The organism is Algoriphagus litoralis, from assembly GCF_003259255.1.
Lineage (GTDB): Bacteria > Bacteroidota > Bacteroidia > Cytophagales > Cyclobacteriaceae > Algoriphagus > Algoriphagus litoralis.
Map to the genome: position 1 here is coordinate 1 of NZ_QGOL01000049.1, position 2,962 is coordinate 2,962.

At 52.0% G+C, this 2,962-nt stretch carries 1 rRNA gene; it reads right to left on the reverse strand.

The annotated features are described in order from the left end of the window. Window positions 1-21: 21 nt before the first annotated feature. A 23S ribosomal RNA gene (locus DK188_RS21280) occupies window positions 22-2,899 on the reverse strand. Window positions 2,900-2,962 lie beyond the last annotated feature (63 nt).

The window sequence follows — 2,962 nt, forward strand, 5'->3', positions numbered from 1 at the left end:
GGTAGAAACTGTAACAAAACGTAGCGTAAGCTTTTGGGCAATTAGTACTGCTCAGCTATGCCATCACTGACTTTACACCTGCAGCCTATCAACCTCATCGTCTCTGAGGGCCCTATTTGGAAGTCTCATCTTGAGGGGAGTTTCGCACTTAGATGCTTTCAGCGCTTATCTCTTCCCGACGTAGCTACCCGGCAATGCAATTGGCATCACAACCGGTACACCAGCGGTCAGTCCAACCCGGTCCTCTCGTACTAAGGTCAGGTCCTCGCAAACTTCCCACGCCCGCAACAGATAGGGACCGAACTGTCTCACGACGTTCTGAACCCAGCTCGCGTGCCACTTTAATCGGCGAACAGCCGAACCCTTGGGACCTTCTCCAGCCCCAGGATGTGACGAGCCGACATCGAGGTGCCAAACCTCCCCGTCGATATGAGCTCTTGGGGGAGATCAGCCTGTTATCCCCAGCGTACCTTTTATCCTTTGAGCGACGGCTCTTCCATTCAAAACCGCCGGATCACTATACCCGTGTTTCCACCCTGCTCGGCTTGTCGGCCTTACAGTCAAGCTCCCTTATGCTATTGCACTCCTCGTACGGTTACCAAGCGTACTGAGGGAACCTTTGGAAGCCTCCGTTATCCTTTTGGAGGCGACCACCCCAGTCAAACTACCCACCAAGCAATGTCCCCCTTCAGGGGTTAGATACCAGACAAACAAAGGGTGGTATTTCAACAGTGACTCCACGAATCCTGGCGAACCCGCTTCACAGTCTCCCACCTATCCTACACATCATTTGTCCAGTACCAATACTAAGCTGCAGTAAAGGTGCATGGGGTCTTTCCGTCCCGTTGCGGGTACGCGGCATCTTCACCGCGACTACAATTTCACCGAGCTCATGGTTGAGACAGCGCCCAGATCGTTACACCATTCGTGCAGGTCGGAACTTACCCGACAAGGAATTTCGCTACCTTAGGACCGTTATAGTTACGGCCGCCGTTTACTGGGGCTTCGATTCAATGCGTCTCTTGCGATAACATCCCCTCTTAACCTTCCAGCACCGGGCAGGTGTCAGGCCTTATACTTAGTCTTGAAACTTTGCAAAGCCATGTGTTTTTGTTAAACAGTCGCCTGGGCCTCTTCACTGCGGCTGACATCGCTGCCAGCGCCCCTTCTCCCGAAGTTACAGGGCCATTTTGCCGAGTTCCTTAACCATGATTCACTCGAGCACCTTAGGATTCTCTCCTCGACCACCTGTGTCGGTTTGCGGTACGGGTAGCTATACGCTTAGCGCTAGAAGTTTTTCTTGGAAGCCCTTAGGATCACTATCTGATTGTCCGAAAACGCTCAGTACTATCACGTTCGGCTAAACCCACGCATTTAACTATGGGTCCAATACCTACTCGCTTTAACCCGGTATTCCGTCACCGGGCGGATCTTTCATCACTCCGTCACTCCATCACCTGTATAACTAGTATGGGAATATTAACCCATTGTCCATCCACTACCCCTCTCGGGTTCGCGTTAGGTCCCGACTAACCCTGATCCGATTAACGTTGATCAGGAAACCTGGGTCTTACGGTGGGCGGGTTTCTCGCCCGCCTTATCGTTACTTATGCCTACATTTGCTTTTCCAAAAACTCCAGCACCCCTTACAGGATACCTTCGCCGTCGTTGGAATGCTCCCCTACCACTCGCCCCGCATGTGCGGGGTCGAATCCTTCGCTTCGGTATTAGGTTTGATGCCCGATTATTATCGACGCCCTGTCGCTCGACCAGTGAGCTGTTACGCACTCTTTAAAGGAATAGCTGCTTCCAAGCTAACCTCCTGGCTGTCTCTGCAACTGGACCACCTTTGTTCAACTTAACCTAAATTTGGGGACCTTAGCGGAAGGTCTGGGTTCTTTCCCTCTCGGACTGGGACCTTAGCACCCCAGCCCTCACTGCCGGTTCTGTATGACGGCATTCGGAGTTCGTCAGGATTTGGTAGGATGTGACTCCCCCTAGTCCTATCGGTAGCTCTACCTCCGTCATACAATTCCCGACGCTGTTCCTAAAAACATTTCGGGGAGTACGAGCTATTTCTCAGTTTGATTAGCCTTTCACCCCTACCCACAGCTCATCCGGAAGCTTTTCAACGCTTATCGGTTCGGTCCTCCAGTTGGTTTTACCCAACCTTCAACCTGGCCATGGGTAGATCACTAAGTTTCGCGTCTACCCCCTCCGACTCAGTCGCCCTTTCAGACTCGCTTTCGCTCCGGGTACGGTACTGAATACCTTACCCTTGCCAGAGAGGAGTAACTCGTAGGCTCATTATGCAAAAGGCACGCCGTCACCCAATCGCTGGGCTCCGACCGCTTGTAAGCGCACGGTTTCAGGGTCTATTTCACCCTCCTATTCGGAGTACTTTTCACCTTTCCCTCACGGTACTCGTTCACTATCGGTCTCTCAGGAGTATTTAGCCTTACCGGATGGTGCCGGCAGTTTCAAACGGGATTTCTCCGGTCCCGCCCTACTCAGGATACCCGCCTCAATCCAAATCCTTCCAATACGGGACTCTCACCCCCTACGGTCTGCTTTCCCACGCAGTTCTCGTCAGATTTGTCTCAATTATGCAGGTCCTACAACCCCGTCCATGCCGTAACATGAACGGTTTGGGCTCCTCCGCTTTCGCTCGCCACTACTCACGGAATCATTGTTATTTTCTCCTCCTATGGGTACTTAGATGTTTCAGTTCCCCACGTTCGCTTCTCTTTCGAGATAGTCTTTGCAGACTGGGTTGCCCCATTCGGACATCCACGGATCAATTCGTATTGGCCGATCCCCGTGGCTTTTCGCAGCTTATCACGTCCTTCCTCGCCTCTGAGAGCCTAGGCATCCCCCGTGCGCCCTTAATCACTTACTTCTACTTCGCACTATCGCTAGTGCTTCTGTTACAATTTCTACTTCAATATGTCAATGAACTTTT